The organism is Pseudomonas sp. GW821-FHT11D10 (assembly GCF_058808435.1).
The window spans coordinates 15,326-38,293 of sequence record NZ_JBXARR010000015.1; the positions used below are offsets into that span (position 1 = coordinate 15,326).

Here is a 22,968-nt window from a genome sequence, read left to right on the forward strand (position 1 = left end):
GATTACTTGATCTCCTCAACACGCAGGCCACGTTTGGCTGCAATGGATTCAGGAGACTGCATAGCCTTCAGACCCTTGAAAGTGGCGTGAACCACGTTTACAGGGTTAGTCGAGCCGTAGCACTTGGCCAGAACGTTCTGAACGCCAGCAACTTCGAGGACAGCACGCATAGCGCCGCCAGCGATGATACCGGTACCTTCAGAAGCAGGCTGCATGTACACCTTCGAAGCGCCATGGGCAGACTTCATTGCGTACTGCAGAGTAGTGCCGTTCAGATCAACCTGGATCATGTTGCGGCGAGCAGCTTCCATTGCCTTCTGGATCGCAGCAGGCACTTCACGCGACTTGCCACGGCCGAAGCCAACACGCCCTTTACCATCACCAACCACGGTCAACGCGGTGAAAGTGAAGATACGGCCGCCTTTAACGGTTTTGGCTACGCGGTTAACTTGAACCAGCTTCTCAATGTAGCCTTCGTCGCGCTTTTGGTCGTTATTTGACATAACTTAGAACTCCAGCCCAGCTTCACGAGCAGCATCAGCCAGCGCTTTCACGCGGCCGTGGTACTTGAAGCCAGAGCGGTCGAAAGCCACTTGCGAGACGCCAGCGGCCTTAGCACGCGTAGCGACCAGCTGGCCAACCTTAGTGGCCGCGTCGATGTTGCCAGTGGCACCATCACGCAGTTCTTTATCCAAAGTCGAGGCGCTTGCCAGGACTTTGTTGCCGTCGGCCGAGATGACCTGGGCGTAGATGTGCTGCGACGAGCGGAACACGCAGAGACGCACGACTTCGAGTTCGTGCATTTTCAGGCGTGCTTTGCGAGCGCGACGCAGTCGAGTAACTTTTTTGTCGGTCATTTGCTATGCCCTACTTCTTCTTGGCTTCTTTACGACGGACGACTTCGTCCGCGTAGCGCACACCTTTGCCTTTGTACGGCTCTGGTGGACGGAAGTCGCGGATCTCAGCGGCCACTTGACCTACCAGCTGCTTGTCGATGCCCTTGATCAGGATATCGGTCTGGCTAGGGGTCTCAGCGGTGATGCCTTCCGGCAGTTCGTAATCCACTGGGTGCGAGAAGCCAAGGGCCAGGTTCAAAACCGTGCCTTTTGCTTGCGCTTTGTAACCAACACCGACCAGCTGGAGCTTGCGCTCGAAGCCTTGGCTTACGCCCTGGACCATGTTGTTTACCAACGCACGCGTGGTACCGGCCATTGCGCGAGTCTGTTGATCGCCATTGCGAGCAGCGAAACGCAGCTCACCAGCTTCTTCAACGATCTCAACGGACGAATGGATGTTCAGTTCAAGAGTACCCTTGGCACCCTTCACCGAAAGCTGTTGGCCTGCGAATTTTACTTCGACACCGGCTGGCAGCTTAACGGGGTTCTTAGCGACGCGAGACATGCTTATCCCCCCTTAGAACACAGTGCAAAGAACTTCGCCGCCGACACCGGCAGCGCGCGCAGCACGATCCGTCATCACACCTTTGTTGGTGGAGACGATAGACACGCCAAGACCGCCACGAACTTTCGGCAGATCTTCAACGGACTTGTACTGACGCAGGCCTGGACGACTAACGCGCTTCACTTCCTCGATGACCGGACGGCCTTCGAAGTACTTCAGCTCGATGGACAGCGACGGCTTAGCGTCGGTGGTGATCTGAAAACCCGCGATGTAGCCTTCATCCTTCAGGACTTTAGCTACAGCCACCTTCAACGTGGAAGACGGCATGCTTACGACAGACTTTTCAGCCATCTGGGCATTACGGATTCGAGTTAGCATGTCCGCTAACGGGTCCTGCATACTCATGGGCTAGACGCTCCTAATACAGAAAAATTAGCCTTGCGGCTACTACTTGTCGCCGAGAAATTCCGGGCATAAAAACACGGGCTCAGGCGAGCCGGTCATTCTAGACACACCCCAGAAATGAATCAAGCCCCAAAAGGGGCTTGATTCAAGTTCAAGGCCACCGATGGTCAGGTTCTTGCGACCCCGACCATCAAGGCTTTGACAGCAATTACCAGCTGGCTTTAACCAGACCTGGTACGTCACCACGCATTGCCGCTTCACGCAATTTGTTACGGCCGAGGCCGAACTTGCGGTAAACGCCGTGCGGACGACCGGTCAGACGGCAACGGTTACGCATGCGCGAAGCGCTTGCGTCACGTGGTTGCTTCTGCAGAGCTACGGTAGCTTCCCAACGCGCTTCTGGACTTGCGTTCAGATCGACGATGATAGCTTTCAGCGCTGCACGCTTGACGGCGTACTTGGCAACGGTGAGCTGACGCTTCAGCTCACGGTTTTTCATGCTCTTCTTGGCCATTTTCCTACTCCAATCAGTTGCGGAACGGGAATTTGAAAGCACGCAGCAGAGCGCGGCCTTCATCATCGTTCTTGGCAGTGGTGGTCAGGGTAATGTCCAGACCGCGGAGAGCATCGATCTTGTCGTAGTCGATTTCCGGGAAAATGATCTGCTCTTTCACGCCCATGCTGTAGTTGCCACGACCATCGAAGGACTTGGCATTCAGGCCGCGGAAGTCGCGAACCCGAGGCAGGGAGATCGACAGCAGACGATCCAGGAACTCGTACATACGCTCACGGCGCAGGGTCACTTTGACGCCGATCGGCCAACCTTCACGGACTTTAAAGCCAGCGATGGATTTGCGAGCGTAGGTCACAACGACTTTCTGGCCGGTGATCTTTTCCAGGTCAGCAACAGCGTGCTCGATGACTTTTTTGTCGCCGATCGCTTCGCCCAGACCCATGTTCAGGGTGATTTTGGTAACGCGCGGAACTTCCATCACGTTCGAAAGCTTAAGTTCTTCCTTAAGTTTCGGAGCGATTTCCTTCCGGTAAATCTCTTTTAGTCGTGCCATGGTCTTCTACCTAGCAGTGTTCAAGCATCAACCGCTTTTTGGGTCGACTTGAAGACACGAATTTTCTTACCGTCTTCTACTTTGAAACCAACGCGGTCAGCCTTGTTGGTTTCGCCGTTGAAGATGGCGACGTTGGAAGCGTGCAGTGGCGCTTCTTTCTCGACGATACCGCCCTGTACGCCCGACATCGGGTTAGGCTTGGTATGACGCTTGACCAGGTTCAGACCACCAACAACCAGACGGTTGTCAGCAAGAACCTTCAGCACCTTACCGCGCTTACCTTTGTCTTTGCCGGCGATCACGATGATCTCGTCGTCACGACGAATCTTTTGCATGTCGGATCTCCTTACAGCACTTCTGGGGCGAGCGAGACGATCTTCATGAACTTCTCAGTACGAAGCTCACGGGTCACTGGCCCAAAGATACGGGTGCCGATCGGCTCTTGCTTGTTGTTCAGAAGAACAGCAGCGTTGCCATCAAAGCGGATAATGGAGCCATCAGCACGACGTACGCCGTGACGAGTGCGGACTACAACAGCAGTCATCACTTGGCCTTTTTTCACCTTACCGCGAGGAATTGCTTCCTTCACGGTAACTTTGATGATGTCACCGATACCAGCGTAACGACGATGGGAGCCACCCAGCACCTTGATGCACATAACGCGGCGAGCGCCGCTGTTATCGGCCACATCGAGCATGGATTGAGTCTGAATCATATAATTTCTCCGACCCCTAGCCCTTAGACTTCCACAGCGCGTTCGAGAACATCAACCAGCGCCCAAGACTTGGTCTTGGCCATCGGACGAGTTTCACGAATAGTGACTTTGTCGCCGATGTGGCACTGATTGGTTTCGTCGTGCGCGTGCAGCTTAGTCGAACGCTTAACGTATTTACCGTAGATCGGGTGCTTAACGCGACGCTCGATCAGAACGGTGATGGTTTTGTCCATCTTGTCGCTGACAACACGGCCAGTCAGCGTACGGACAGTTTTTTCGGCTTCAGCCATGATCACTTACCTGCCTGCTGGTTGAGCACAGTCTTCACGCGAGCGATGTCACGCTTAACTTGCGAGAGCAGATGAGACTGCCCCAACTGGCCAGTTGCTTTCTGCATGCGCAGATTGAACTGGTCGCGCAGCAAGCCGAGCAGTTGCTCGTTCAGCTGCTGTGCGGATTTTTCACGAAGTTCATTCGCTTTCATCACATCACCGTCCGTTTAACAAAGGAGGTGGCGAGCGGCAGCTTTGCAGCAGCCAGGGCGAAAGCCTCACGCGCCAGCTCTTCAGAAACACCCTCGATTTCATACAGGACTTTGCCTGGCTGAATCTGGGCAACCCAGTACTCCACGTTACCCTTACCTTTACCCATACGAACCTCGAGAGGCTTCTTGGAGATCGGCTTGTCCGGGAATACACGGATCCAGATCTTGCCGCCACGTTTTACGTGACGGGTCAGAGCACGACGCGCTGACTCGATCTGACGAGCGGTGAGACGACCACGAGCTACAGACTTCAGCGCGAACTCGCCGAAGCTGACTTTGCTACCGCGCAGTGCCAGACCACGGTTGTGGCCGGTCATCTGCTTGCGGAACTTCGTACGCTTAGGTTGCAACATTTGGCGTACCCCTTACTTAGCAGCTTTTTTACGAGGCGCTGGTGCTTGTGGCTTCAGCTCTTCTTGGCGACCACCAATTACTTCGCCTTTGAAGATCCAAACCTTTACACCGATCACACCGTAAGTGGTGTGAGCTTCGTAGTTGGCATAGTCGATGTCGGCACGCAGGGTGTGCAGTGGCACACGACCTTCGCGATACCATTCAGTACGTGCGATTTCAGCACCGCCGAGACGACCGCTCACTTGGATTTTGATGCCTTTGGCACCAATGCGCATGGCGTTCTGTACAGCGCGCTTCATGGCGCGACGGAACATTACACGACGCTCCAGCTGCTGAGCTACGCTCTGCGCAACCAGCATACCGTCGAGTTCCGGCTTGCGGATCTCTTCGATATTGATGTGCACAGGCACACCCATTTGCTTGGTCAGGTCCTGACGCAGTTTCTCAACATCTTCACCTTTCTTCCCGATAACGATACCTGGACGAGCGGTGTGGATGGTGATGCGTGCAGTTTGGGCCGGACGATGGATATCGATACGGCTTACGGACGCGCTTTTTAGTTTGTCTTGGAGGTATTCACGCACCTTCAGATCAGCGAACAAGTAGTCCGCATAAGTCCGACCGTCTGCGTACCAGACGGAGGTGTGCTCCTTGACGATTCCCAGGCGAATGCCAATGGGATGTACTTTCTGACCCATCTCTTCGACTCCGTTACTTGTCAGCAACCTTGACAGTGATATGGCAAGACCGCTTGACGATGCGATCAGCACGGCCTTTGGCACGCGGCATGATGCGCTTCAGCGAACGCCCTTCGTTGACGAAAACGGTGCTGACCTTCAGGTCATCAACGTCTGCGCCTTCGTTATGCTCGGCGTTGGCTACGGCCGACTCCAGCACTTTTTTCATGATCTCGGCGGCTTTCTTACTGCTGAAAGCCAACAGGTTGAGCGCTTCGCCCACCTTCTTCCCGCGGATCTGGTCGGCGACCAAGCGGGCTTTCTGGGCGGAGATTCGAGCGCCCGACAACTTAGCGGCTACTTCCATTTCCTTACCCCTTAACGCTTGGCTTTCTTGTCTGCCACGTGCCCGCGATAGTTGCGGGTACCGGCGAACTCGCCCAGTTTGTGGCCGACCATGTCTTCGTTTACGAGAACTGGGACGTGCTGACGACCGTTGTGTACTGCGATGGTCAAACCGACCATTTGTGGCAGGATCATCGAACGACGCGACCAAGTCTTAATTGGTTTGCGATCGTTCTTTTCCGCCGCCACTTCGATCTTCTTCAGTAGGTGAAGATCAATAAAAGGACCTTTTTTCAGAGAACGTGGCACTGTCGTATCCCTCTATTTACTTGCGACGACGGACGATCATTTTGTCGGTACGCTTATTACCACGAGTCTTCGCGCCCTTAGTCGGGAAGCCCCATGGCGATACCGGATGACGACCACCAGAGGTACGACCTTCACCACCACCATGTGGGTGGTCAACCGGGTTCATGGCAACACCACGAACGGTTGGGCGAACGCCACGCCAGCGCTTGGCACCAGCTTTACCCAGCGAACGCAGGCTGTGCTCGGAGTTCGAGACTTCGCCCAGGGTCGCACGGCACTCAGCCAGCACTTTACGCATTTCACCGGAACGCAGACGCAGGGTCACGTAAACGCCTTCACGAGCGATCAGCTGAGCCGAAGCACCAGCGGAACGAGCGATCTGTGCGCCTTTACCTGGCTTCAGTTCGATGCCGTGTACGGTAGAACCGACTGGAATGTTGCGCAGTTGCAGAGCGTTACCTGGCTTGATTGGAGCCAGGGCACCTGCGATCAGCGTATCGCCAGCACTCACACCTTTAGGGGCGATGATGTAGCGGCGTTCGCCGTCTGCGTAGCAGAGCAGTGCGATGTGAGCAGTACGGTTTGGATCGTATTCGATACGCTCGACAGTGGCGACGATGCCATCTTTGTCGTTGCGACGGAAATCGACCATACGGTAATGCTGCTTATGACCACCACCGATGTGACGAGTGGTAATACGGCCATTGTTGTTACGACCACCAGACTTCGATTTTTTCTCGAGCAGCGGTGCGTGAGGAGCGCCTTTATGCAGCTCCTGGTTGACCACCTTGACCACAAAACGGCGGCCAGGGGAAGTCGGTTTGCATTTAACGATTGCCATGATGCACCCCTTCCTTACTCAGCACTGCTGCTGAAATCGAGATCTTGGCCTGGCTGAAGGGAGATAACTGCCTTCTTCCAGTCATTACGCTTGCCCAGACCGCGAGCGGTGCGCTTGCTCTTACCCAGAACGTTCAGGGTAGTAACACGCTCAACTTTCACGCTGAACAGGCTTTCGACGGCCTTCTTGATTTCCAGCTTGGTTGCGTCAGTAGCAACCTTGAAAACGAACTGGCCTTTCTTGTCTGCCAGAACCGTAGCCTTCTCGGAAACGTGCGGGCCAAGCAGAACTTTAAATACGCGTTCCTGGTTCATCCCAGCAGCTCCTCGAATTTCTTCACGGCCGACACGGTGATCAACACCTTGTCGTATGCGATCAGACTAACTGGATCGGAACCTTGCACGTCACGTACATCTACGTGTGGCAGGTTGCGAGCAGCCAGGTACAGGTTCTGATCAACAGCGTCCGACACGATCAGAACGTCGGTCAGGCTCATGTTGTTCAGTTTGCCCAGCAGGTCTTTGGTTTTCGGAGTTTCAACTGCGAAATCCTGAACCACGACCAGACGATCAGTACGCACCAGCTCAGCAAGGATGGAACGCATTGCTGCGCGATACATCTTCTTGTTCAGCTTCTGGGAGTGATCCTGTGGACGAGCTGCGAAAGTGGTGCCGCCGCCGCGCCAGATTGGGCTACGGATAGTACCGGCACGAGCACGGCCAGTACCTTTCTGACGCCATGGGCGCTTACCGCCACCACGAACGTCGGAACGGGTCTTTTGCTGCTTGCTACCTTGACGGCCGCCGGCCATGTAGGCCACGACTGCTTGGTGAACCAGCGTCTCGTTGAATTCGCCGCCAAATGTCAGTTCGGAAACTTCGATCGCTTGAGCGTCATTTACATTTAATTGCATGTCAGCTTCCCCTTAACCGCGAGCCTTGGCTGCTGGACGTACAACCAGGTTGCCGCCAGTAGCGCCAGGAACAGCACCCTTGACCAGCAACAGATTGCGTTCAGCGTCCACGCGCACTACTTCCAGGGACTGCACGGTCACGCGCTCAGCGCCCATATGACCGGACATTTTTTTGCCCTTGAATACACGACCAGGAGTCTGGCACTGGCCGATAGAGCCTGGGACGCGGTGGGATACGGAGTTACCGTGGGTGTTATCTTGCCCGCGGAAATTCCAACGCTTGATCGTACCCTGGAAGCCTTTACCTTTGGACTGACCGGTTACATCAACCAGTTGACCAGCAGCGAAGATTTCAGCGTTGATCAGATCGCCGGCCTGGTACTCGCCTTCTTCAAGGCGGAATTCCATTACGGTACGACCAGCGGCAACGTTCGCCTTGGCGAAGTGGCCAGCCTGAGCAGCTGTTACACGGGAAGCACGACGCTCGCCGACAGTGACTTGCACTGCACGATAGCCATCGGTTTCTTCAGTTTTGAACTGGGTGACGCGATTCGGCTCGATCTCAATGACCGTGACCGGAATGGAGACACCTTCTTCGGTGAAAATACGGGTCATACCCGCTTTACGACCGACTACACCAATAGTCATGTTGTAAACCTCATGAGTGTACGGGGCTTTCACCCGCTATGGCCGCCCATTTCAGAGCGTTACACGACCAAGACCGAGTCTTAGCCGAGGCTGATCTGCACTTCCACACCGGCCGCAAGATCAAGCTTCATAAGTGCATCAACGGTTTTATCCGTTGGCTGGACGATGTCCAGAACGCGCTTATGAGTGCGGATCTCGTACTGGTCACGCGCGTCTTTGTTGACGTGCGGGGAAACCAGAACGGTGAACCGCTCTTTACGGGTAGGCAGTGGAATTGGACCACGCACTTGAGCACCAGTACGTTTCGCGGTTTCCACGATTTCCTGGGTTGATTGGTCGATCAGGCGATGGTCAAAAGCCTTCAACCTGATACGGATTTGCTGATTTTGCATTGGATTTCAGACTCCGGCTGCTATTCCCACCGGGCGCAATACGCCCGTTAAAAGGAGGCGCAATTCTATAGACGCCCCAGATAGGTGTCAACCCAATAAAAAAGCCCCCGCTAAGCGGGGGCTTTTTCAACTCATCAAAGCTGACTCAATAAAGAGATCACTCGATGATTTTAGCTACGACGCCAGCACCAACGGTACGGCCGCCTTCACGGATTGCGAAACGCAGACCGTCTTCCATCGCGATGGTTTTGATCAGGGTAACAGTCATCTGAATGTTGTCACCTGGCATTACCATTTCAACGCCTTCTGGCAGCTCGCAGTTACCGGTCACGTCAGTAGTACGGAAGTAGAACTGTGGACGGTAGCCTTTGAAGAACGGAGTGTGACGACCGCCTTCTTCCTTGCTCAGAACGTAAACTTCTGCTGTGAACTTGGTGTGCGGCTTAACCGAACCCGGCTTAACCAGAACCTGACCACGCTCAACGTCGTCACGCTTGGTGCCACGCAGCAGAACGCCGCAGTTCTCGCCAGCACGACCTTCGTCCAGCAGCTTGCGGAACATCTCAACACCGGTGCAGGTGGTGGTGGTGGTGTCACGCAGACCAACGATTTCCAGGGCGTCTTGAACGCGAACGATACCGCGCTCGATACGACCAGTTACAACAGTACCGCGACCCGAGATCGAGAACACGTCTTCGATCGGCATCAGGAAAGGCTTGTCGATAGCACGCTCTGGCTCTGGGATGTAGCTGTCCAGAGTTTCCACCAGCTTCTTAACAGCGGTGGTGCCCATTTCGTTGTCGTCTTTGCCTTCCAGCGCCATACGAGCCGAACCGATGATGATCGGAGTGTCGTCGCCTGGGAAGTCGTAGGTGGACAGCAGGTCGCGAACTTCCATCTCAACCAGTTCCAGCAGCTCAGCGTCGTCTACCAGGTCAGCCTTGTTCAGGAAAACCACGATGTACGGAACGCCTACCTGACGGGACAGCAGGATGTGCTCACGGGTTTGTGGCATCGGACCATCAGCGGCCGAGCAAACCAGGATCGCGCCGTCCATCTGCGCAGCACCAGTGATCATGTTCTTCACGTAGTCAGCGTGACCTGGGCAGTCAACGTGAGCGTAGTGACGAATGTTCGAGTTGTACTCAACGTGCGCGGTGTTGATGGTGATACCGCGAGCTTTTTCTTCTGGAGCGCTGTCGATCTTGTCGAATTCAACTACGGCCGAACCGAAAACTTCGGAGCAGACGCGAGTCAGAGCAGCGGTCAGAGTGGTTTTACCGTGGTCAACGTGGCCGATGGTGCCAACGTTTACGTGCGGTAGGGAACGATCAAATTTTTCTTTAGCCACGACAATTAACTCCTAGCCTAAAGGGGCTGAATCAGCCTTGTTTTTTGGTAACGGATTCGACGATGTGCGACGGAGCCGTATCGTATTTTTTGAATTCCATAGAGTAGCTTGCGCGACCCTGGGACATGGAACGAACGTCGGTCGCATAACCGAACATCTCACCCAGTGGAACTTCGGCACGGATAACCTTGCCGGACACTGTGTCTTCCATACCCTGGATCATGCCGCGACGACGGTTAAGGTCGCCCATCACATCACCCATATAGTCTTCAGGCGTAACAACCTCTACCGCCATGATCGGCTCGAGCAACTCACCACCGCCCTTCTGGGCCAGTTGCTTGGTCGCCATGGAAGCAGCCACTTTAAACGCCATCTCGTTGGAGTCGACGTCGTGGTAAGAACCATCGAACACGGTAGCCTTCAGGCCGATCAGCGGATAGCCGGCAACAACGCCGTTCTTCATCTGCTCTTCGATACCCTTCTGGATAGCCGGGATGTATTCCTTAGGAACCACACCACCCACTACTTCGTTCAGGAATTGCAGACCTTCCTGACCTTCGTCAGCAGGAGCAAAGCGAATCCAGCAGTGACCGAACTGGCCACGACCGCCGGACTGACGAACGAACTTGCCTTCGATTTCGCAGTTCTTCGTGATGCGCTCACGGTACGAAACCTGTGGCTTGCCGATGTTGGCTTCGACGTTGAACTCACGGCGCATCCGGTCAACCAGGATGTCCAGGTGCAGCTCGCCCATGCCGGAGATGATCGTTTGACCAGTCTCTTCATCAGTTTTAACGCGGAAAGACGGGTCTTCCTGAGCAAGTTTGCCCAGAGCGATACCCATTTTTTCCTGGTCATCCTTGGTCTTAGGCTCTACGGCAACCGAAATAACCGGCTCCGGGAAGTCCATGCGAACCAGGATGATTGGCTTGTCAGCGTTGCAGAGGGTTTCACCAGTGGTGACGTCCTTCATGCCGATCAGGGCCGCGATGTCGCCAGCGCGTACTTCCTTGATCTCTTCACGGGCGTTTGCGTGCATTTGCACCATACGACCCACGCGCTCTTTCTTGCCTTTAACCGAGTTGATCACGCCGTCGCCGGAGTTCAACACGCCCGAGTAAACGCGGACGAAGGTCAAGGTACCCACGAATGGGTCGGTAGCGATCTTGAACGCCAAGGCCGCGAACGGCTCGTCGTCGCTTGCATGACGCTCCATCTCTTCTTCCTCGTTATCAGGGTTGGAACCCTTGATAGCAGGAATGTCGGTCGGAGCAGGCAGGAAGTCGATAACGGCGTCGAGAACCAGGGGAACGCCCTTGTTCTTGAACGAAGAACCGCAAACAGCCAGAACGATTTCGCCGGCGATAGTACGTGCACGCAAAGCAGCCTTGATCTCGGCGATCGACAGCTCTTCACCTTCCAGGTACTTGTTCATCAGGTCTTCGTTGGCTTCGGCGGCGGCTTCAACCATGTTGTTGCGCCACTCTTCAGCCAGCTCGAGCATGTCCGCAGGAATTTCCTTGCGAACTGGAACCATACCCTTGTCAGAGTCGTTCCAGTAGACAGCCTGCATGTTGATCAGGTCGATCTGGCCCTGGAAGTTGTCCTCCGAACCGATAGCCAGCTGGATCGGCACCGGAGTGTGACCCAGACGCTGTTTGATCTGACCGATCACGCGCAGGAAGTTGGCACCAGCACGGTCCATCTTGTTTACGTAAACAAGACGTGGAACGCCGTATTTGTTGGCCTGACGCCATACGGTTTCCGACTGAGGCTCAACACCCGAAGTACCGCAGAACACAACGACAGCGCCGTCGAGTACGCGCAGGGAACGTTCTACTTCAATGGTGAAGTCTACGTGGCCCGGGGTATCGATTACGTTGAAGCGATGCTCGTGTGGGTACTGCTTCTCGGAACCTTTCCAGAAGGCGGTAATGGCAGCAGAAGTAATGGTAATACCACGCTCCTGCTCCTGAACCATCCAGTCTGTGGTCGCGGCGCCGTCATGCACCTCGCCCATTTTGTGACTTTTGCCAGTGTAAAAAAGGACGCGCTCGGTGGTGGTGGTTTTACCAGCATCCACGTGAGCGACGATACCGATGTTACGGTAGCGACTAATCGGAGTAGTACGAGCCATAAAGCCCTCGCAAAATTAGTGAAGCTAAAATTAGAAGCGGTAGTGCGAGAAAGCTTTGTTAGCTTCGGCCATACGGTGCACGTCTTCACGCTTCTTAACAGCAGCACCTTTACCTTCAGCAGCATCCAGCAGCTCGCCAGCCAAGCGCAGAGCCATAGACTTCTCGCCGCGCTTGCGGGCGAAGTCTACCAACCAGCGCATTGCCAGAGCGTTACGACGGGACGGACGAACCTCGACCGGAACCTGGTAAGTAGCACCACCAACGCGGCGCGACTTCACTTCGACCAGCGGAGCGATGGCGTCGAGTGCTTTTTCGAAGAGTTCCAGGGGATCGGTGCCGGTCTTGCGAGCCGCAACGGTTTCCAGGGCACCATAAACGATACGCTCGGCAACGGCTTTCTTGCCGCTTTCCATAACGTGGTTCATGAATTTGGCGAGGATTTGGCTTCCGTATTTCGGATCGTCCAGAATCTCACGCTTTGCTGCTACGCGACGTCTTGGCATTGATAAGCCCTCAAACGGTCTTCAGGTTAGCTCGGGACAGATCCAGTGGATGCGCGCCCGACCTTACTCTTATCGACTCAATAAAATGAAAATCTGCAAAACGGCCGATTACTTCGGACGCTTGGTACCGTACTTCGAACGACCCTGGTTACGGCCTTTAACGCCGGAAGTATCCAAGGAGCCGCGAACGGTGTGGTAACGAACACCTGGCAAGTCTTTTACACGACCGCCGCGGATCAGTACCACGCTGTGCTCTTGCAGGTTGTGACCTTCACCACCGATGTACGAGGAAACCTCGAAACCGTTGGTCAGACGCACACGGCATACTTTACGCAGTGCCGAGTTAGGTTTTTTCGGCGTAGTGGTGTACACACGGGTGCACACGCCACGACGTTGCGGGCAGTTCTGCAGCGCAGGCACGTCGGATTTCTCGACGATACGCTTACGCGGCTGACGTACCAGCTGGTTGATAGTTGCCATCTACTAGCTCCACTGTTGTCTTGCGACGCTATTGTCTTGCAAGAAAAGCAAAATGGCAGGAACGAATTCCCGCCAAATTTAGGGGATCAAGAGTCTAAAGAGGATCTTGTCCCCAGTCAAGGCAAGGCCCCGACCTCCCCGCTCGTCGAACCTCGACAAATTGTCTCGATTCGATGAACGGCTTGATCAGGGCCTCAGCTCATTTTTCGCAGAACTCAGTTACCGCTCGAGTTCAGCGCTTCGGTCAGTGCAGCTTCCACTTCACTGGCGCTTACGCGCAACGGCTTGTCTGCATCACGACGACGCTTGCGCTCGCTGTGATAAGCCAGACCGGTACCGGCCGGGATCAGACGACCCACGACCACGTTTTCTTTCAGGCCGCGCAGGTAATCGCGCTTGCCGGTTACGGCCGCTTCGGTCAGTACGCGGGTGGTTTCCTGGAAGGAAGCCGCCGAGATGAACGATTCGGTCGACAACGACGCCTTGGTGATACCCAGCAGAACGCGGGTGAACTTGGAGACAAACTTGTCTTCCGCGTTCAGACGCTCGTTCTCTACCAGTACGTGAGTCAGTTCCATCTGGTCGCCCTTGATGAAGCTGGAGTCGCCGGACTCGGAGATCTCAACTTTACGCAGCATCTGACGCAGGATGGTCTCGATGTGCTTGTCGTTGATCTTCACGCCTTGCAGACGGTAAACGTCCTGGATCTCGTTGACGATGTACTTGGCCAGCGCGCTCACACCCAGCAGACGCAGGATGTCATGCGGATCGCTCGGACCGTCGGAGATAACTTCGCCGCGGTTTACCTGTTCGCCTTCGAACACGTTCAGGTGACGCCACTTCGGAATCAGCTCTTCGTACGGATCGCTACCGTCGTTCGGGGTAATGACCAGACGGCGCTTGCCTTTGGTCTCTTTACCGAACGCGATGGTGCCGCTGACTTCAGCCAGAATCGACGCTTCTTTCGGACGACGGGCTTCGAACAGGTCGGCAACACGCGGCAGACCACCGGTGATGTCACGGGTTTTCGAAGTTTCTTGCGGGATACGAGCGATAACATCACCGATCGCAATCTTCGCACCGTCCGCAACACCGACCAGGGCGTTGGCTGGCAGGAAGTACTGAGCGATAACGTCAGTGCCTGGCAGCAACAGATCCTTGCCGTTGTCATCAACCATCTTCACCGCAGGACGGATGTCCTTGCCTGCAGCCGGACGGTCTTTGGCATCGAGTACTTCAATGTTGGTCATACCGGTCAATTCGTCAGTCTGACGCTTGATCGTGATGCCTTCTTCCATGCCCACGTAGGTCACGGTACCTTTCATTTCGGTAACGATCGGGTGAGTGTGCGGATCCCACTTGGCCACGATTGCGCCAGCGTCGACCTTGTCACCTTCTTTAACCGAAATCACGGCACCGTACGGCAGCTTGTAACGCTCGCGCTCACGACCGAAGTCGTCGGCGATTGCCAGCTCACCGGAACGGGACACGGCAACCAGGTTGCCATCCACGCGCTCAACGTGTTTCAGGTTGTGCAGGCGGACGGTACCGCCATTCTTCACCTGAACGCTGTCGGCTGCGGAAGTACGGCTTGCCGCACCACCGATGTGGAACGTACGCATCGTCAGCTGGGTACCCGGCTCACCGATGGACTGGGCAGCGATAACGCCGACCGCTTCACCGATGTTCACCTGGTGACCACGAGCCAGGTCACGGCCGTAGCACTTGGCGCAAATGCCATAGCGGGTTTCGCAGCTGATCGGCGAACGCACGATCACTTCGTCGATGCTGTTCAGCTCGATGAACTCGACCCACTTCTCGTCTACCAGGGTGCCAGCAGGAACGATGACGTCCTCGGTACCCGGCTTGAATACGTCACGGGCAATGACACGACCCAATACGCGCTCACCCAACGGCTCTACAACGTCACCGCCTTCAATGTGCGGAGTCATCAGCAGACCGTGTTCGGTGCCGCAATCGATCTCGGTCACGACCAGATCCTGCGCTACGTCTACCAGACGACGGGTCAGGTAACCGGAGTTCGCAGTTTTCAACGCGGTATCCGCCAGACCTTTACGAGCACCGTGAGTCGAGATGAAGTACTGGAGTACGCTCAGACCTTCACGGAAGTTCGCAGTAATCGGCGTTTCAATGATGGAACCGTCCGGCTTGGCCATCAGACCACGCATACCGGCCAGCTGACGAATCTGTGCTGCGGAACCCCGCGCCCCCGAGTCGGCCATCATGTACATCGAGTTGAACGATTCTTGCTCGACTTCGTCGCCGTGACGGTCGATGACTTTCTCTTTCGAGAGGTTGGCCATCATCGCCTTGGAGACTTCGTCGTTCGCTTTCGACCAAAGGTCGATCACTTTGTTGTACTTCTCGCCCTGGGTTACCAGGCCGGAGGCGTACTGGCTCTCGATCTCTTTCACTTCGTCGGTGGCAGCACCGATGATGCGGGCTTTTTCATCCGGGATAACGAAGTCGTTAACACCGATGGAAACGCCGGAAATGGTCGAGTAGGCAAAACCGGTGTACATCAACTGGTCAGCGAAGATCACGGTCTCTTTCAGACCAACCACGCGGTAGCACTGGTTGATCAGCTTGGAGATCGCCTTTTTCTTCATCGGCAGGTTGACGACGTCGAACGACAGACCTTTTGGCACAACCTGGAACAGCAGCGCACGGCCGACAGTGGTGTCGACGATACGGGTGTTGTTCACGCTGTTGCCGTCACGATCGTTCACGGTTTCGTTGATACGAACCTTGATCTTGGCGTGCAGTGCGGCTTCGCCGGCACGGAACACACGGTCAACTTCCTGCAGATCCGCGAACACACGACCTTCGCCCTTGGCGTTGATCGCTTCACGAGTCATGTAGTACAGACCCAATACAACGTCCTGCGACGGAACGATGATTGGCTCACCGTTGGCTGGCGACAGAATGTTGTTGGTCGACATCATCAACGCACGCGCTTCGAGCTGGGCTTCCAGCGTCAGCGGTACGTGCACGGCCATTTGGTCGCCGTCGAAGTCGGCGTTGTACGCGGCGCAGACCAGCGGGTGCAGCTGGATAGCCTTACCTTCGATCAGTACCGGTTCAAACGCCTGGATACCCAGACGGTGAAGGGTCGGTGCACGGTTGAGAAGAACCGGGTGTTCGCGAATCACTTCAGCGAGAACGTCCCAAACTTCTGGCAGCTCGCGCTCGACCATTTTCTTGGCCGCTTTGATGGTGGTCGCGAGACCACGCATTTCCAGCTTGCCGAAAATGAACGGTTTGAACAGCTCGAGAGCCATCTTCTTCGGCAGACCGCACTGGTGCAGACGCAGGGTCGGACCTACGGTAATTACCGAACGACCGGAGTAGTCAACACGCTTACCGAGCAAGTTCTGACGGAAACGACCTTGCTTACCCTTGATCATGTCAGCCAGGGATTTCAGAGGACGTTTGTTCGAACCGGTGATAGCGCGGCCACGACGACCGTTGTCGAGCAGTGCATCGACAGCTTCCTGCAACATACGCTTTTCGTTGCGCACGATGATGTCAGGAGCGGACAGATCCAGCAGGCGCTTCAAACGGTTGTTACGGTTGATCACTCGACGATACAGATCGTTGAGGTCGGAAGTCGCGAAACGACCGCCATCCAGCGGGACCAGTGGACGCAGATCTGGCGGCAGAACCGGCAGAACGGTCAGCACCATCCACTCTGGCAGGTTGCCGGAACCCTGGAAGGCTTCCATCAACTTCAGACGCTTGGACAGCTTCTTGATCTTGGTTTCGGAGTTGGTTTGCGGAATTTCTTCACGCAGACGGCCAATCTCGTGCTCCAGGTCGATAGCGTGCAGCAGTTCACGGACAGCCTCGGCACCCATGCGGGCGTCGAAATCGTCACCGAACTCTTCCAGCGCTTCGAAGTACTGCTCGTCATTCAGCAGCTGACCTTTTTCAAGAGTGGTCATGCCCGGGTCGATAACGACGTAGCTCTCGAAGTAGAGAACGCGTTCGATATCACGCAGGGTCATGTCCATCAGCAGGCCGATACGGGACGGCAGCGATTTCAGGAACCAGATATGGGCAACCGGCGAAGCCAGTTCGATGTGCGCCATGCGCTCACGACGAACCTTGGCCAGTGCAACTTCAACGCCGCACTTCTCGCAGATCACACCACGGTGTTTCAAGCGCTTGTACTTACCGCACAGGCACTCGTAATCCTTTACCGGGCCAAAGATCTTGGCGCAGAACAGACCGTCACGCTCAGGTTTGAACGTACGGTAGTTGATGGTTTCCGGCTTTTTAACTTCACCGAACGACCACGAGCGGATCATCTCAGGCGAGGCCAATCCGATACGGATGGCGTCGAACTCTTCGACTTGACCCTGGTTTTTCAGCAAATTCAGTAGGTCTTTCAAGGCCTTTCCTCCTGGCGGAGCAGAGAGCGGGCAATCCTGCCCCGCTCTCGATCGCGTCACGTGTTATTCGGTTTCCAGATCGATATCGATGCCGAGGGAACGAATTTCCTTGATCAACACGTTGAAGGACTCGGGCATGCCCGGCTCCATACGGTGATCGCCGTCCACGATGTTTTTGTACATCTTGGTCCGGCCGTTCACATCGTCCGACTTCACTGTGAGCATTTCTTGCAGAGTGTAAGCAGCCCCGTATGCTTCCAGTGCCCAGACCTCCATCTCCCCGAAACGCTGACCACCGAACTGCGCCTTACCACCCAGCGGCTGCTGGGTAACCAGGCTGTACGAACCGGTAGAACGCGCGTGCATCTTGTCGTCTACCAAGTGGTTCAGCTTCAGCATGTACATGTAGCCAACGGTAACTGGACGCTCGAACTTGTTGCCGGTACGGCCGTCGGTCAGCTGCATCTGGCCGCTTTCTGGCAGGTCTGCCAGTTTCAGCATGGCCTTGATTTCGCTTTCCTTGGCACCGTCGAACACTGGAGTGGCCATTGGAACACCGCCACGCAGGTTCTTCGCCAGATCCAGGATTTCCTGATCGGAGAAGCTGTCCAGATCTTCGTTACGACCGCCGATCTGGTTGTAGATCTCGTCCAGGAAGGTACGCAGCTCAGCGACTTTGCGCTGCTCTTCGACCATCCGGTTGATCTTCTCGCCCAGACCTTTGGCCGCGAGGCCCAGGTGGGTTTCAAGGATCTGACCAACGTTCATACGCGAAGGTACGCCCAGCGGGTTGAGGACCACGTCGACCGGTGTGCCATTGGCATCGTGCGGCATGTCTTCAACCGGCATGATCACGGAGACCACACCTTTGTTACCGTGACGACCGGCCATCTTGTCGCCCGGCTGGATGCGACGACGGATTGCCAGGTAAACCTTGACGATCTTCAGCACGCCTGGAGCCAGGTCATCGCCCTGCTGCAGTTTGCGCTTCTTGTCTTCGAACTTGTCGTCCAGCAGACGGCGACGATCAACGATGTAGGCCTGAGCCTTCTCGAGCTGCTCGTTCAGAGCATCTTCAGCCATGCGCAGCTTGAACCACTGACCATGCTCAAGACCGTCGAGTACTTCGTCGGTGATGTCCTGACCTTTCTTCAGGCCCGCGCCGCCTTCAGCCTTGTGGCCTACCAGAGCGGAACGCAGACGTTCGAAGGTCGCGCCTTCAACGATGCGGAACTCTTCGTTCAGATCCTTGCGGATCTCGTCCAGCTGGGACTTCTCGATCGACAGTGCACGAGCATCACGCTCAACGCCGTCACGAGTGAAGACCTGTACGTCGATGACAGTACCTTTGGTGCCGGTTGGCACGCGCAGGGAGGTGTCTTTAACGTCGCTGGCTTTTTCACCGAAGATCGCACGCAGCAGCTTCTCTTCCGGAGTCAGCTGGGTCTCGCCTTTCGGAGTGACCTTACCTACCAGGATGTCGCCCGCGCCGACTTCAGCACCTACGTAAACGATACCGGCTTCGTCCAGCTTGTTCAGAGCGGCTTCACCCACGTTCGGGATGTCCGCAGTGATTTCCTCTGGGCCAAGCTTGGTGTCACGAGCCACACAGGTCAGTTCCTGAATGTGGATCGTGGTGAAGCGATCTTCCTGAACCACGCGCTCGGACAGGCAGATGGAGTCTTCGAAGTTGAAGCCGTTCCATGCCATGAACGCGATGCGCATGTTCTGACCCAGAGCCAGTTCACCCATGTCGGTGGACGGGCCGTCGGCCATGATGTCGCTACGCTGAACGCGATCACCCTTGCTCACCAGCGGACGCTGGTTGATGCAGGTGTTCTGGTTCGAGCGGGTGTATTTGGTCAGGTTGTAGATGTCGACACCAGCTTCGCCGGTTTCAACTTCGTCATCAGCAACACGAACCACGATACGGCTGGCATCAACGGAGTCGATCACGCCGCCACGACGAGCCACGACGCAAACGCCGGAGTCGCGAGCCACGTTACGCTCCATGCCGGTACCGACCAGCGGCTTGTCAGCGCGCAGAGTTGGTACAGCTTGACGCTGCATGTTCGAACCCATCAACGCACGGTTGGCGTCGTCGTGCTCGAGGAACGGAATCAGCGACGCTGCAACCGAAACTACCTGCTTCGGCGAAACGTCCATCAAGGTGACGTCTTCCGGCGCCTTGACGGTGAATTCGTTCAAATGACGCACGGCCACCAGTTCGTCGATCAGGACTTTCTGCTCGTTCATGGTCGCCGAAGCCTGCGCGATCACGTGATCGGCTTCTTCAATGGCGGACAGGAACACGATGTCGTCGGTGACCACACCCTCTTTCACCACGCGGTACGGGCTCTCGAGGAAGCCGTACTGGTTGGTGCGAGCGTAAGCAGCCAGCGAGTTGATCAGACCGATGTTCGGACCTTCCGGCGTTTCAATCGGGCAGACACGACCGTAGTGAGTCGGGTGTACGTCACGGACTTCGAAGCCCGCGCGCTCACGAGTCAGACCGCCAGGGCCGAGTGCAGAGACACGACGCTTGTGGGTGATCTCGGACAGCGGGTTGTTCTGGTCCATGAACTGCGACAGCTGGCTGGAACCGAAGAACTCTTTCACCGCCGCAGCCACTGGCTTGGCGTTGATCAGGTCTTGCGGCATCAGGCCTTCGCTTTCAGCCATCGACAGACGCTCTTTGACCGCACGCTCAACACGCACCAGGCCAACGCGGAACTGGTTCTCGGCCATTTCGCCTACGCAGCGAACACGACGGTTACCCAGGTGGTCGATGTCGTCGACGATGCCTTTACCGTTACGGATGTCGACCAGAGTCTTCAGTACCGCGACGATGTCTTCCTTGCACAGCACGCCCGAACCTTCGATCTCGGTACGACCGATACGACGGTTGAACTTCATCCGGCCGACCGCGGACAGGTCATAGCGCTCAGGGCTGAAGAACAGGTTGTTGAACAGGGTCTCGGCAGCGTCTTTGGTTGGCGGCTCGCCTGGACGCATCATGCGATAGATCTCGACCAGCGCTTCCAATTGGTTGCTGGTGGAGTCGATCTTCAGCGTGTCAGAGACGAACGGACCGCAGTCGATGTCGTTGGTGTACAGAGTTTCGATGCGTACGACACCGGCCTTGGCGATTTTCGCCAGGATCTCGGTCGACAGCTCGGTGTTGCACTCTGCCAGGATCTCACCGGTAGCCGGGTGCACGATGGCCTTGGCGGTGGTACGACCCAGAACGTAATCCAGAGGCACGTCCAGCTCTTTGATCCCGGCTTTTTCCAGCTGGTTGATGTGGCGGGCAGTAATACGACGGCCCTGCTCAACGATCACCTTGCCTTTGTCGTCCTGGATGTCGAGAACAGCAACTTCACCACGCAGGCGCTGAGGCACCAACTCCAGGCTCAGGCCTTCGCCTTTCACATGGAATACGTTGGTGGTGTAGAACGCGTCCAGCACTTCCTCGGTGGTATAACCGAGTGCGCGCAGCAGTACCGAGGCCGGCAGTTTGCGACGACGGTCGATACGCACGAATACGCAGTCTTTCGGGTCGAACTCGAAGTCCAGCCACGAACCGCGGTAAGGAATGATGCGCGCGGAGTACAGCAGTTTGCCGGAGCTGTGCGTCTTGCCACGGTCGTGGTCGAAGAACACGCCCGGGGAACGGTGCAGCTGGGAAACGATAACACGCTCGGTACCGTTGATTACGAAGGTACCGTTCTCAGTCATCAATGGGATTTCACCCATGTAGACTTCTTGCTCTTTGATGTCCTTGATCGCTTTGTTCGACGATTCTTTGTCGAAAATGATCAGGCGCACTTTTACCCGCAAAGGTACGGCGAAAGTTACACCGCGCAATACGCATTCTTTGACATCAAATGCCGGTTCGCCCAGGCGATAACCGACGTACTCCAGCGCAGCATTGCCGGAGTAGCTGATGATCGGGAAAACGGATTTGAAGGCCGCATGCAGGCCCACGTCGCGGAACTGATCTTTAGTCGCTCCCGCTTGCAAGAATTCACGATACGAATCCAGCTGGATGGCCAGGAGGTAAGGCACATCCATGACGTCCGGCAACTTGCTAAAGTCCTTGCGGATACGTTTTTTCTCAGTATATGAGTAAGCCATCAGCGTTCCCCAGCTTGGTCACCTGCTTGTTTGGCCCCTCCCGACGGGAGCAGCCAGAAAATCGTGCAAACCCCATGGTTTGCGCCACCGCATCGGGTGGTTACAGCTCGTTATCGACACCGACCCAGTCGGCTGCCAATAACGGAAAAAGGCCGGTGGCAAGAGCCACCAGCCATCAGCCTGTCGCTTGACGCTCGGGCTGGAGGAGCAAAGTCGATGCTTACTTCAGCTCGACTTTAGCGCCTGCTTCTTCCAGCTTCTTCTTAGCGTCTTCAGCAGCTTCTTTCGAAACGCCTTCAGCTACAACCTGAGGAGCGCCGTCGACTTTCTCTTTGGCTTCTTTCAGGCCCAGACCGGTCAGTTCACGAACTGCCTTGATCACGTTTACTTTCTTCTCGCCGGCTTCAACCAGAACAACGTTGAACTCGGTTTGCTCTTCAACAACAGCGGCAGCAGCAGCTGGACCAGCAGCAGCAACAGCAGCGGTCACGCCGAAGGTTTCTTCCATTGCTTTGATCAGCTCAACAACTTCCAGAACGGTTTTCTGGCCGATTGCTTCGATGATTTGTTCGTTAGTCAGAGACATGACTCAATTCCTGATTTGGTGGACAGCCTGTACGGCCGTCGAAATAAACAAAAATACGCGAGAGTGGAAACGCTCAGCCTTAGGCTGCAGCTGCTTCTTTCTGATCGCGAATTGCCGCCAGAGTACGAGCCAGCTTGCTGGTAGCGCCTTGAATCACGCTCATCAGTTTCGCAATAGCTTCGTCGCGAGTTGGCAGGCTTGCCAGCACGTCGATCTCATTCGCTGCGAGGAACTTGCCCTCGAACGAAGCTGCCTTGATCTCGAACTTATCCTGACCCTTGGCAAATTCCTTGAACAGACGAGCAGCAGCGCCCGGGTGTTCGTTGGAGAATGCAATCAGGGTCGGGCCGGTGAACACGTCGTTGAGGACACTGTAAGGAGTGTCAGCAACAGCGCGCTTGAGCAGGGTGTTACGTACAACACGTACGTAAACGCCAGCTTCACGAGCCTCTTTACGGAGTCCGGTCATTGCGCCTACTGTTACGCCACGGGCATCAACCACGACAGCGGACAGAGCGACTTTGGCAGCCTCGTTGACTTCAGCGACGATGGCCTTCTTGTCTTCGAGATTAATTGCCACGGGTTTAACTCCTGCTTGTTACCGTTTCATTCGATCGAAACCGAATGTCGTTTTGGTGTCTGATTCGGTAAGGAACCGGGAGCACCATCTGCGTAGGCTTGAGGTTTAAGACTTGCGTCGCCTACGGTCTTGGATAGCCCCCGCCAGGCAGGGACCCCAATCTTTCA

Annotated in this window: 27 protein-coding genes; all 27 read right to left on the reverse strand. The window is 55.7% G+C overall.

Annotation, left to right across the window (positions count from 1 at the left end; translation table 11 throughout):
* Positions 1-2 precede the first annotated feature (2 nt).
* Positions 3-503 (reverse strand): 30S ribosomal protein S5, encoded by a 501-nt coding sequence (rpsE, locus tag AC1RT4_RS28750; protein WP_007955637.1) that lies wholly within the window; start codon positions 501-503, stop codon positions 3-5.
* 3 nt (positions 504-506) lie between these two features.
* Positions 507-857, reverse strand: coding sequence for a 50S ribosomal protein L18 (gene rplR / locus AC1RT4_RS28755; RefSeq protein WP_003186037.1), 351 nt, complete (start codon positions 855-857; stop codon positions 507-509).
* A gap of 10 nt (positions 858-867) precedes the next feature.
* A complete protein-coding gene (gene rplF / locus AC1RT4_RS28760) occupies positions 868-1,401 on the reverse strand; it encodes a 50S ribosomal protein L6 (protein ID WP_003176412.1) in 534 nt (177 codons plus the stop codon).
* Between the two features lie 12 nt (positions 1,402-1,413).
* Positions 1,414-1,806, reverse strand: a complete 393-nt coding sequence (gene rpsH / locus AC1RT4_RS28765; protein ID WP_007955638.1) for a 30S ribosomal protein S8 — start codon at positions 1,804-1,806, stop codon at positions 1,414-1,416.
* 208 nt (positions 1,807-2,014) lie between these two features.
* Complete coding sequence (rpsN, locus tag AC1RT4_RS28770) at positions 2,015-2,320, reverse strand: 30S ribosomal protein S14 (RefSeq protein ID WP_007955639.1); 306 nt, start codon at positions 2,318-2,320, stop codon at positions 2,015-2,017.
* A gap of 13 nt (positions 2,321-2,333) precedes the next feature.
* Complete coding sequence (rplE, locus tag AC1RT4_RS28775) at positions 2,334-2,873, reverse strand: 50S ribosomal protein L5 (RefSeq protein ID WP_003210069.1); 540 nt, start codon at positions 2,871-2,873, stop codon at positions 2,334-2,336.
* 20 nt (positions 2,874-2,893) lie between these two features.
* On the reverse strand, positions 2,894-3,208 hold the full coding sequence (gene rplX / locus AC1RT4_RS28780) for a 50S ribosomal protein L24 (RefSeq protein ID WP_003186046.1): 315 nt from the start codon (positions 3,206-3,208) through the stop codon (positions 2,894-2,896).
* Between the two features lie 11 nt (positions 3,209-3,219).
* Positions 3,220-3,588 carry a 50S ribosomal protein L14 gene (gene rplN / locus AC1RT4_RS28785; protein ID WP_002555479.1) on the reverse strand — a complete coding sequence of 123 codons (369 nt, stop codon included), beginning with the start codon at positions 3,586-3,588 and terminating at the stop codon, positions 3,220-3,222.
* A gap of 23 nt (positions 3,589-3,611) precedes the next feature.
* A complete protein-coding gene (gene rpsQ, locus AC1RT4_RS28790) occupies positions 3,612-3,878 on the reverse strand; it encodes a 30S ribosomal protein S17 (RefSeq protein ID WP_003194644.1) in 267 nt (88 codons plus the stop codon).
* Between the two features lie 2 nt (positions 3,879-3,880).
* Positions 3,881-4,072, reverse strand: coding sequence for a 50S ribosomal protein L29 (gene rpmC, locus AC1RT4_RS28795; RefSeq protein ID WP_002555481.1), 192 nt, complete (start codon positions 4,070-4,072; stop codon positions 3,881-3,883).
* Complete coding sequence (gene rplP, locus AC1RT4_RS28800) at positions 4,072-4,485, reverse strand: 50S ribosomal protein L16 (RefSeq protein ID WP_003228729.1); 414 nt, start codon at positions 4,483-4,485, stop codon at positions 4,072-4,074. The genes rpmC and rplP overlap by 1 nt, the downstream gene beginning before the upstream one ends.
* A gap of 12 nt (positions 4,486-4,497) precedes the next feature.
* Positions 4,498-5,184 carry a 30S ribosomal protein S3 gene (gene rpsC, locus AC1RT4_RS28805; RefSeq protein WP_003176422.1) on the reverse strand — a complete coding sequence of 229 codons (687 nt, stop codon included), beginning with the start codon at positions 5,182-5,184 and terminating at the stop codon, positions 4,498-4,500.
* Positions 5,185-5,197: 13 nt separating this feature from the next.
* The gene (gene rplV / locus AC1RT4_RS28810; RefSeq protein ID WP_003103908.1) at positions 5,198-5,530 is read right to left on the reverse strand and encodes a 50S ribosomal protein L22; all 333 of its coding nucleotides are present in this window, start codon (positions 5,528-5,530) and stop codon (positions 5,198-5,200) included.
* A gap of 11 nt (positions 5,531-5,541) precedes the next feature.
* Positions 5,542-5,817 carry a 30S ribosomal protein S19 gene (gene rpsS / locus AC1RT4_RS28815; protein ID WP_011336172.1) on the reverse strand — a complete coding sequence of 92 codons (276 nt, stop codon included), beginning with the start codon at positions 5,815-5,817 and terminating at the stop codon, positions 5,542-5,544.
* 16 nt (positions 5,818-5,833) lie between these two features.
* Complete coding sequence (gene rplB / locus AC1RT4_RS28820) at positions 5,834-6,658, reverse strand: 50S ribosomal protein L2 (protein WP_007955640.1); 825 nt, start codon at positions 6,656-6,658, stop codon at positions 5,834-5,836.
* Positions 6,659-6,672: 14 nt separating this feature from the next.
* Positions 6,673-6,972, reverse strand: coding sequence for a 50S ribosomal protein L23 (rplW, locus tag AC1RT4_RS28825; RefSeq protein ID WP_002555488.1), 300 nt, complete (start codon positions 6,970-6,972; stop codon positions 6,673-6,675).
* The gene (gene rplD / locus AC1RT4_RS28830) at positions 6,969-7,571 is read right to left on the reverse strand and encodes a 50S ribosomal protein L4 (protein WP_003228735.1); all 603 of its coding nucleotides are present in this window, start codon (positions 7,569-7,571) and stop codon (positions 6,969-6,971) included. Before rplD ends, rplW begins: the two co-directional genes overlap by 4 nt.
* Positions 7,572-7,583: 12 nt before the next feature.
* Positions 7,584-8,219: a 50S ribosomal protein L3 gene (gene rplC / locus AC1RT4_RS28835; RefSeq protein WP_007955641.1), complete on the reverse strand. Its 636-nt coding sequence runs from the start codon at positions 8,217-8,219 to the stop codon at positions 7,584-7,586.
* A gap of 80 nt (positions 8,220-8,299) precedes the next feature.
* The gene (rpsJ, locus tag AC1RT4_RS28840; protein ID WP_003186070.1) at positions 8,300-8,611 is read right to left on the reverse strand and encodes a 30S ribosomal protein S10; all 312 of its coding nucleotides are present in this window, start codon (positions 8,609-8,611) and stop codon (positions 8,300-8,302) included.
* 157 nt (positions 8,612-8,768) lie between these two features.
* A complete protein-coding gene (gene tuf, locus AC1RT4_RS28845; RefSeq protein WP_010220303.1) occupies positions 8,769-9,962 on the reverse strand; it encodes an elongation factor Tu in 1,194 nt (397 codons plus the stop codon).
* Positions 9,963-9,993: 31 nt separating this feature from the next.
* Positions 9,994-12,099, reverse strand: a complete 2,106-nt coding sequence (gene fusA / locus AC1RT4_RS28850) for an elongation factor G (RefSeq protein ID WP_262196491.1) — start codon at positions 12,097-12,099, stop codon at positions 9,994-9,996.
* 30 nt (positions 12,100-12,129) lie between these two features.
* Positions 12,130-12,603, reverse strand: a complete 474-nt coding sequence (rpsG, locus tag AC1RT4_RS28855; protein ID WP_007957592.1) for a 30S ribosomal protein S7 — start codon at positions 12,601-12,603, stop codon at positions 12,130-12,132.
* A gap of 108 nt (positions 12,604-12,711) precedes the next feature.
* Positions 12,712-13,083 (reverse strand): 30S ribosomal protein S12, encoded by a 372-nt coding sequence (gene rpsL / locus AC1RT4_RS28860; RefSeq protein ID WP_003186084.1) that lies wholly within the window; start codon positions 13,081-13,083, stop codon positions 12,712-12,714.
* A gap of 215 nt (positions 13,084-13,298) precedes the next feature.
* Entirely contained in the window at positions 13,299-17,498 is a 4,200-nt protein-coding gene (rpoC, locus tag AC1RT4_RS28865; protein WP_007957594.1) for a DNA-directed RNA polymerase subunit beta', read from the reverse strand.
* Positions 17,499-17,561: 63 nt separating this feature from the next.
* Positions 17,562-21,635, reverse strand: a complete 4,074-nt coding sequence (rpoB, locus tag AC1RT4_RS28870) for a DNA-directed RNA polymerase subunit beta (RefSeq protein ID WP_007957595.1) — start codon at positions 21,633-21,635, stop codon at positions 17,562-17,564.
* A 220-nt stretch (positions 21,636-21,855) separates the two neighbouring features.
* A complete protein-coding gene (rplL, locus tag AC1RT4_RS28875) occupies positions 21,856-22,221 on the reverse strand; it encodes a 50S ribosomal protein L7/L12 (RefSeq protein WP_007957596.1) in 366 nt (121 codons plus the stop codon).
* 79 nt (positions 22,222-22,300) lie between these two features.
* Positions 22,301-22,801: a 50S ribosomal protein L10 gene (gene rplJ, locus AC1RT4_RS28880; RefSeq protein ID WP_007957597.1), complete on the reverse strand. Its 501-nt coding sequence runs from the start codon at positions 22,799-22,801 to the stop codon at positions 22,301-22,303.
* Positions 22,802-22,968 lie beyond the last annotated feature (167 nt).